This is a genomic window from Clostridium sp. OM05-6BH (genome assembly GCF_003481635.1).
Taxonomy (GTDB): domain Bacteria; phylum Bacillota; class Clostridia; order Lachnospirales; family Lachnospiraceae; genus Butyribacter.
The window spans coordinates 21700-31049 of record NZ_QULH01000023.1 but is presented as its reverse complement, the minus strand read 5'-3'; the positions used below and the strand labels follow the sequence as shown (position 1 = coordinate 31049).

The following is a 9350-nucleotide window of genomic DNA, read 5'->3' as shown; positions in this document are numbered from 1 at the left end:
TTGCAGACTGTGTAAAATTGCGGAAAGTAAATATACCTAAGAAATGTACCTATATAGGAATAAATACGTTTCGTAACTGCAAAAGCCTTCGCAAACTAACAATTCCTAAATCCGTTAAAAAGATAGATAAAACAGCTTTTCGTGGATGCAAAAAACTTACTTTATATGTGAAGAAGGGAAGTTATGCGTACAAATATGCCAAGAAATATCATATTAAATATAAGTTAGTGAAATGAAGTCATTATATAAGATAGAGTAATTATAGGAATAGTAATTCCGATGCGCAGTCATGGTGGTGGTTGGCATGCCAACACTGCCAAAGTGTGTTTTGGATTATCTATAATATACTATTTGACTGTAGTATTTGTCTCAGAGAGACTTCCTGATACCTTTGATAATCTGCGGTTCATGGCACTGATATCTGCAATTATTATTCTGTTATCTCCGGTTGATAGTATAAATAAACCATTAGATAGTGAGCAAAGAAAGATCGAAAAGAAAAAGACTTGCAGATATATAGTTGCAATTTACAGCATCTCACTAATCTTAAAGTGGAATTCTTTGACATGTTATGTGAAAGAAATCAATTTTGCCTTGTTTATAGTACTTTGTTCCATGATTTTTGGAATAGTCAGTAATACAAAAAGCAATAGAAAACAAGACGTATGAAATGACAAAATTGTAAAATTGACCGTTCACCGGCAAAAAACGACCGTTCAAAAGTTTTTTGTTCGCAATCATAAAAAGTGTGCTAGGATATCTGCAACAAAAGAAAGGAGGAAATACCAATACGGCATAACATAGTTTTAGTGATTATGCTACAGTGTGATATTGATGCCGCATGGGAAAAATTATCACATTGGTAGGAGCTGTTTCAATTCTTAAGAATTCTTAAGATTGCGTTCAAACTATTGATTTTGTAATTAATATTTGGTGTACTAAATGTATCAAAGAAAAAAAGTAATATCCCTTATGCTGCTATGTTGCGGTATAAGGGAAACAAAAAAATTCATAATAACAGGAAGGAGTGGTCATTATGATCCAATGGAAAAAAATAATCTTAAGTACGATAGCAGCGTTAGGAATCGCCTGCTTTGCAGGAGGAACAGCAGATGCGGCATCAGTTAAAATTGATGAGAAGACATTTCCGAATGCATGTGTTCGTACTTTCGCAAACAAGCAGGACACAAATCGCGATGGAGAACTTTCTGATGCTGAAATTAAAGCAGTGACTAAGCTGGATTGGAATGGACAAAATCTGTATACATATGGAGTTACTTCCGGAATGGAAATAGATTTTACCGGAATGGAGATTTTTACAAATCTTAAACAGGTTACAATTGAACAGCTTTTTCAAGGGGGAAAGTATAACTGCAAATATTGGAATTGTAAAAATACGGATATATTCTCTGTGTTTCCGTATGTTGAAAAATTGAATCTATTTGCCACAGGACAGGTAACGCTTTCCACAGCAAACAGAAATCTAAAGCATTTGGAAATTGCTGCATCTAATGTTTCTGTTAATGCACCAATAACGTCAGTAGAACAATTGACAGTGTGTTCGACGTTAAATGGGCATACTAAGCTTTGCGGTTACAGTCAGGATTGGGGAAAATGTTTTCCGAATGCGAGAGTTGTGCAGATGAATTATGTAAAGGATTTAGAGAAAGAGATTTATGGATTTAAGAGAGTGGAACAGATATCAATTGCGTATTATGGTGGCAATAAAATATTTGATCTTTCGATTTACAAAGACACATTAAAACGCTTAGATGTAGCTAATAGTTGGCAAGATTTGCAACAGAATAGCAATCCGTTGGAAGAAATGACAACACTAAAAACAATAGATATTTCTCATATGAGAAAGCTTGAAACATTGGAAGTATGTAATGCCGGCAGCTTAGAACGCCTTGTTGTCAAGGATTCCAAGGGGAAATGTGAACTAAATAAATTAAAAACGATTCATCTTGTGAATAACAAGATAAAATCATTAAATTTATCTGTGGTACCTAATTTAGAGGAAGTATATGTAGGCGGTAAACTTACGAATTTGAATATCAATCAGTGCAAGCGGTTAAAGAAGCTGCTCATTGACAGTAATTCTTTGAAGAAGCTTATTATTAAAAACAGAAGCTTAAAATATTTGGATGTAAGCAGTAAGGTTATACAAAAAATTAACGTTACCGGATGTCCAAATCTTATCGGGGTGACAATTGATCGGAAATCAAAGGCATCGATGGGAAATTTGGATCTAAGCAAAAATAAAAAATTGGTGTACTTTCATGCTAATAGAAAGGCAAGATTTAAGAAGATTATATTACCTAAATTGAGCAATTCGAAACAGCTTAATACATCCTATAAACAGTATGATCGTGCTGAAAAATGCCGATATACCGGGTATGGTATTACAGTAGATGTTAGTAAATATCGTAAGATGCCTGTAAAAGTAAAAAAATATCAGGTTAAAACATTATGCAACTCAACAACAAAGAAACTCGTTATCAACAAAAAGCTTCGCAAAGCAGACAAGAAATGGATCAAAAAGTTTGCTAAGAAGTGGCATGTAAAAGTAGTTGAGAAATAGTGCAGTCCAGTATATGGGTTTAAGAAATTGTATTGAAATAATCAAGAAACGGATGCCGTGCAATGGTATCCGTTTCTGTGATATTGAGGTTAATTCTTAAGAATTCTTAAGATTACGCGGAATGTATTGACGGTGGAAATTAGATTTGCTGTAATAATAAGTGAACAGTCAAAGGAATTCTAGCTAGTAATTGTTGATTAATATCAAAGGAGGGGTTTTATATGATCCAATGGAAAAAAATAATCTTAAGTACGATAGCAGCGTTAGGAATCGCCTGCTTTGCAGGAGGAACAGCAGATGCGGCAAATATCAACTTGAATGAGAAGACATTTCCTGATCCGTATGTTTACCATTACGTGCAGGAAATGTGCGAGTATGACACGGCACATTCAACATATTATTTGCCAGAGGCAGAAAAAGCAGGTGTTACGTATTTTGTTGTTACGGGAAAGACATTCTTTCGTTACGGCTTAGATGGAGGGCAGGCGGTTGATTTTAGCGGTATGCAGAACTTTTCGAATATCACATCAGTAACGCTGGATCTCAGGTACAATATCGGAGGAAGAGTGCAGGGAGATTGGAATTTTAGAGCGGATAATTTCTTTCAATGTTTTCCAAAGGTAAAGGAATTAGTGATACGTTCGTATGGTGGACAGAAAGTGAAGTTGACCGGCACATCTAAAACGCTGGAAAGTGTAGATGTCTTATTGGATGATGAAGATGGCAGTCTGGAATGTACCGTCAGTGCGCCAAAGGTCAAACGTGTTTGCATTAATGGTAAATTTGCGGCTAAGAGCAAGCCGCTTGGAAAATGTTTTCCGAACGCAAAGCGTTTGGACATTACAACAGCTAACATCCAAAAAGTAAATGTAACAGGCTGCAAAAAATTAAAGCAGCTGCAGCTTACCGATACGACACAAAAAGCAATCGGACAAATCAATCTGAGTAAAAATAAGAAGTTAAAGAGCGTAAAGATCACAGGAAAGCTTCGCAAGACAAAGATTGTTATCAGCAAAAAGATGAACAAAAAACTTGTTCAGAAACTGAAAAAAACAACTAAGAAAGCTGGAGCAAAGCTCATTAAGAGATGAAAGAGAGGGTGATATATATGAGAAACGTAAAATGGTTTTTGGCAAGCGCATTGTTGGCGGCAGGAATTTTGTTTGGTGCCGGTAACCATGTAGATGCAGCATCCGTAAAGATTGATGAGAAAACATTCCCAGATGCTTGTGTCCGGGCATCCGTCGATAAATATGACATAAATAAAGATGGGATACTCTCTGATGAAGAGAGGGCTAAAGTAACAACCTTTTCTTATACGGATCTGCGGATTTCACAGAATTATAAGGAAGGCAGCAAAATTGATTTTACGGGAATGCAGCTATTTGGAAATATCCATTCTTTGAAATTGGACCTGCACTATCAGGCTGCGGGCGGTATTGAGAAAGGATGGGACTACAGAGGGGATAATCTGTCGGCTTGTTTTCCTAAGTTAGAATCGCTGTATTTGCGTGGCAACAGCAAAACAAAACTTGATCTGACAGCACTTAAGAACAGTTCTTTGAAATATCTTGTTCTTGAAAATATGCCGGCACAGCAAATGGATCTTACGCCTTTGAGTACCACCAAGCTAGAAACGTTGAGCTTGGAAGATTGTAAGATTAGTGCATTAAATCTTAAACCACTGACAAAAATGAATCTTAAAAAACTTTATGTTATTAACTGCACTTTGAAGAGTATTGATGTCAGCCCATTGAAAAATACATTGCAGGAGTTGTGGTTAGGAGAGCCACAGCAAATGTACTTATCATTAGGAAAAGAATGTATGCAGACAAAGGCGAAATATAAAACGCTTGATCTGTCTCAAATGAAGCGATTAAAACGAGTATATGCGTGCGGTATACCGTCTTTGACAAAAGTGACATTGAAAAAGGGATCCCAGAGCGCATCTGCATTAAAGGAGCTGCATTTGTACGGTACAGCAATAAAGTCGATGAATGCTTCCGGTGCAATAAAATTACAACGTTTATTTATTGGAGATAAAACGAGCAAATTAAATATTAGCAAATGTACGCAGCTGACCGAACTTGGCATGATTAATAATGCCACGACCAATATTTCCATAAAAAGCAAATCACTGCAGCATATACAGTATTATGGAAAAAAAGTGAAGAAGTTAAGCTTTGTAAATTGTCCGAAATTGTTCAGTCTGAGAACAGCATGTTCTACAGTGAACACATTGGATCTAAGCCATAATAAAAATCTGCATTATTTGGATCTTTCCAACAAAAAAACAGGAAAAGTGATTTATCCGAAAGTTCAGACGAAAGGTTGGTCTGGCTATTATGAATTGGTTGATTCGTATTTTGCAAATCGATATACACGCGATATGGATATAGCAGATGGAGTTTATAACGTGTATACGGGATATTCTAGCCAAGGCGCTGTTGGAACGCTTGATGTGTCTGCGTGGAAGGTGATGAATAATTATGTACGCAAGAGACAGATCACAAATGAATATACTCTTCATAAAGGAAAAAATGGTGTACCAAAGAAACTCGTCATCAACAAAAAGCTTCGAAAGGCAGACAAAAAATGGATCAAGAAACTGGCGAAGAAATGGAAAATAAAAGTAGTTGAGAAATAGTGCAGTCCAGTATATGGGACAAAGGAATTCTAGCTAGTAATCTTTGGGAAAAGAAAGGGGAATAAATCATGAGAAAATTATTGAAATGTATGATGATTGGAGCGATGGCATTAACAGTAATGTCACAAACAGGTAATTATAGTGAGGCGGCCTCCAGCCGTCAAATCAGTATAACGCAAAAGAATTTTCCTAGTAAGGCTTTGCGAAAGGAACTGCGTAAAAGTTATGACAAGAATAAAGACGGAAAGTTAAGTAAAGCAGAGATAAAGGGCATAAAATACTTAAACGTAGATTCTAAGAAAAGTAAAAGTATTTCTTTGAAAGGAGTACAGTATTTTACAAATTTGCGTTCATTAGACTTGTATGCTGTTAATGTTAAGTCTATTGATCTTAGTAAGAATAAAAAATTAAGATCTCTTAATCTTGCAGCGACAACAGTAAGAAAAATAAAACTGTCTAAGAATTTACACGATGTTTATTTTGCAGTAGAAAAAATGCCATGTACACTTGATTTTCATGGCTTTAAGAAGCTGGATCGAATTCATTTGGATCAAGGCCATTATAACAAACTTAATGTTTCTGATTCATCTGTACGACTTATTGCACAAGGTAATTATCCGGTTGCATTAAAAAACATATTGGCACAAAATTGCAAAAAATTACGTAGTGTGGATTTGGAGGTTAGTCAGTTAAAGAAAGTTAATTTGAACGGCACGAATGGATTACGTGTATTAAAGTTAAACTATAGCGGATCGATTAAGAAACTTAATGTCAGTAAAATGAAAAATTTACGAGAGCTTAGAGTGGGCGGTTCAAAAATAACAACGCTTTCAGTGAAGAAAAATAAAAAGTTGGAAGAGTTGGATATTAGTGACAGCAAAATATCCAAGATGGATCTTTCTGCTAATAAAAAATTAAAGGTTTTGAGATACCGGAATACGAAAGTTTCTAAGATGTTATCCGTTCCTAATCCAAGTGCTATAGAGGAACTTGATTGTAGTGAGACTAAAATATCCTCGCTGGATTTAAGAAAGTATACGGCATTGAAGCACCTAAATGCGTCACAGACCAAGATTACATCCTTAAACGTACAAAATTGCCGCGAATTAGTGACGGTATATGTACGAGGAACGACAAAGCTGTCGAAATTAGACTTGTCAAATCAGGCAAAGTTGAGGGATGTAATATTTGGAGACAGTGGAATAAAAGAATTGGATGTTCGCAATTCATTGTTGATCTGTGATCAGGATGACTTGGGATCTGGATTTGACTTTATGCCGGGATTTAAAATTTCATGTAAGATTATTGTCAATAAGAATTGGAAAGAATTAAATTACTATCAGAATCAGGCGAAAGAGTGTGGTTTTAACATTACATGGCAGATAGTATAAGCGTAGCAATAACAGAAATAACGAATTAGAATTGATGAGACGGGCGCTGATTGACAGCGTCCGTTTTTTGGAAATATGATTATTGTGTGTTAGGGTTTAACATTGACCGTTCACCGGCAAAAAACGACCGTTCAAAAGTTTTTTGGTTATAGACAGCAAAAATATGCTAGTATGAATGTAAATGAAAATAGCGAAGGAGATGGGAATATGTTATATAGAATAGCATGTTGTGACGATGAACAACAAATTTTAGATCGACTCAAAGAATGTTTTGTTCGTCTTGAGGTGCAGACGGACATAGAGACGCAGGTTGATTATTATACCGATGGACGGAACTTGATCCAAGCATATCAAGCGGACCATTCAAAATATGATATCATTTTATTAGACATGGAGATGCCGCTTATTTCAGGAATGCAGGTGGCAGAACAGATGCGCCGGATCAACCGTGAAGTTATTATTATCTTTTTAACGAGTTATCCGGAGTATATGCAGCAAAGCTTTCGAGTGCAGCCCTTTCAATACTTAATGAAACCATTAGAAACGGATTCATTTATTAAGGAGATACAGAATGCAATGAATTATCTTAGGACAGATCACCATAAGATATTATTGCATACAGAGCAGGGAGAATTGCTGCAGAGTATTGACCAAATTTTATATATAGAAAAGCCGAAGGAACAGGATAAATTATGTGTGCATATGACGCAGGATAACTATATTGTGAAAAACACCTTGCAGGAACTGGAAGGGGTGTTAGTTGATAAGGATTTTATCCGAGTGAGTCGTACGCATTTGGTGAATTTATCTTCTGTATGGCGTTTGGAGAAGAAGGAGATTCATCTTGAAAATGGTGAATGTATCAGTGTAAGTCGCAGGAAAGTAAAGGAACTTCAGGAGCAATTCACAAAATATTTGGTGCGAAAAGGAGGAGCAATGTAATGATATTAATGGAGATTTTTAGTTATGTGATCGATGCATTGCTGATCTATGTATTTTACGATAAGTATTTTTCCAAGGAAAGGCGCAGAGAATTTGCTTCTACGGCGGTTATTTGGGGCGCTTTTGCGATGATGGAAGGAATTAATTACGTATTTAATACAGTGGCACCGTATATAGCAGTTAATATGTCGGTAAGCCTTTTGGGACTGTTTGCTATGACACTTTTGTATGATGCTAAAGTGGCAAAACGTATTGTTGCAGTTGTGGTATTTCAAGTAGCAGCAATTGTATCGGAAATTTTTGCAAATGTTGTTTTTTTAGTTGTATCTGAGAAATATTTCCAGGATATTAATGTGCTCGGTATGTTTATTTCGAAGCTGTTTTTGCTAGTGTTTCTTATGATACTTATGCTTTTGCAGAAAAAACAAAAAAACATTCCAACACATTATCTGATCACATATTTTGCAATACCGATTGCCTGCATATTTGTGTTATGCGTATTATATCGTAAATCCATGTATATCGATTATATTAGTTATATTGCGACGGGGTGCATTATGTTGTTGAACATTGTGTCATATTATTTGTTGGATGAGTTATCGGATTATATTATCCGGGCTAGCAAGGTGTTCCAGTTAAATAATCAACTTGAGACACAAAAGGAAAAATATGAACAGTTATCTACGGCGTTTCGATCCGGCAATCGATTGTTACACGACGCCAATAAACATCTGCGCTATATCGGAGCCAAGCTGCAGTCAGATGATGCGCAGGGGGCGATGGACTATATTGAACGTATTAGCGGAACATTACAAGAAACTTATGGAAGCATTTGCATAGGTAATCTTGCAGTAGATAGTATTTTGAGCAATATGAAGACCCGGCTGCAGGAGATGAATATTCCGTGTTATCTTACTGTTAATATTGAGGAGGCACGTATGCGGGATATTCCTGAATATGATCTGGTAACGATTATAGGAAATATCACAGATAATCAAATGAAAGCAGTGCCGCTTGTAACAGATAGGGACAAACGATATGTGTTGTTTGAATTAGAAATGTTAGACAACACGATCCGCATTTTTGCCAAGAATGGAATGCCGCCACAACAGCCGGTTAAGATGCCTCATGAGGACTGGTTTCATGGAGTGGGGCTGCACAATGTCCGGGAGACGCTGGAAAGGCATGGCGGGGCATTGGTAACGGAGGTTCAGGACGATTTCTTTCTCACGATGGGCGTACTTCCGTTAGGAGAGGGGCGCAAGGCGGTTTATTACAAAGGAGTACCGGGGCGAGAGTGACCAAATTCTGTTAAAGGAATAAGATATCTATATAGGACTGAAAATAAGCGTGGGGGAATGCGTATGCAGATTAAGATCATATCTTGCGAAACGCTAAAAGAATATATGCAAAGGGATGGTTGTATTCTGCTTGATCTGCGCGAAAAAGCAGATTATGAGCAGGGGCACCTGCCCGGAGCGGTGTATGCAGACTGGGAAACTTTGGAGCAAAATATAGACACTATTTTAGAACAGCAGGAAAAAGAGATACGAGCCATTGTATTGTATTGCGACAGAGGTAATATCAGCTTGATCGTAGCCAGGGATCTCGTTCGTAAAGGGTATCCGGCAATCAGCGTGGGGGGCGGATTTATGCGCTGTGGAAGGACATTGGCTGGTTTGACAATTTGACTATTCCATGGCAGAATAATAGATAAAATTCTGAAAGCATTGTTTGGGATGTGCTGTGAGGGGGCATCTGCAATGCGAAAACGGGAAGGGGCTTA

At 36.9% G+C, this 9350-nt stretch carries 8 protein-coding genes; all 8 read left to right on the top strand.

Annotated features, from left to right (window positions below):
* Nucleotides 1-236, top strand: a 236-nt coding sequence (locus DXB73_RS14725; RefSeq protein WP_207665876.1) for a leucine-rich repeat protein, incomplete at its 5' end; no start/stop codon positions are given.
* Nucleotides 237-1036: 800 nt separating this feature from the next.
* Nucleotides 1037-2584 carry a hypothetical protein gene (locus DXB73_RS12885; RefSeq protein WP_118691390.1) on the top strand — a complete coding sequence of 516 codons (1548 nt, stop codon included), beginning with the start codon at nt 1037-1039 and terminating at the stop codon, nt 2582-2584.
* Between the two features lie 221 nt (nt 2585-2805).
* Entirely contained in the window at nt 2806-3675 is an 870-nt protein-coding gene (locus DXB73_RS12880) for a hypothetical protein (RefSeq protein ID WP_118691389.1), read from the top strand.
* Nucleotides 3676-3692: 17 nt separating this feature from the next.
* A complete protein-coding gene (locus tag DXB73_RS12875) occupies nt 3693-5231 on the top strand; it encodes a leucine-rich repeat domain-containing protein (RefSeq protein WP_118691388.1) in 1539 nt (512 codons plus the stop codon).
* 68 nt (nt 5232-5299) lie between these two features.
* A complete protein-coding gene (locus tag DXB73_RS12870) occupies nt 5300-6622 on the top strand; it encodes a hypothetical protein (protein ID WP_118691387.1) in 1323 nt (440 codons plus the stop codon).
* 207 nt (nt 6623-6829) lie between these two features.
* Nucleotides 6830-7564, top strand: coding sequence for a LytTR family DNA-binding domain-containing protein (locus tag DXB73_RS12865; protein WP_182448348.1), 735 nt, complete (start codon nt 6830-6832; stop codon nt 7562-7564).
* Nucleotides 7564-8865, top strand: a complete 1302-nt coding sequence (locus DXB73_RS12860) for a GHKL domain-containing protein (protein ID WP_182448349.1) — start codon at nt 7564-7566, stop codon at nt 8863-8865. Before DXB73_RS12865 ends, DXB73_RS12860 begins: the two co-directional genes overlap by 1 nt.
* 63 nt (nt 8866-8928) lie before the next feature.
* Nucleotides 8929-9255: a rhodanese-like domain-containing protein gene (locus DXB73_RS12855; RefSeq protein ID WP_182448350.1), complete on the top strand. Its 327-nt coding sequence runs from the start codon at nt 8929-8931 to the stop codon at nt 9253-9255.
* Nucleotides 9256-9350 lie beyond the last annotated feature (95 nt).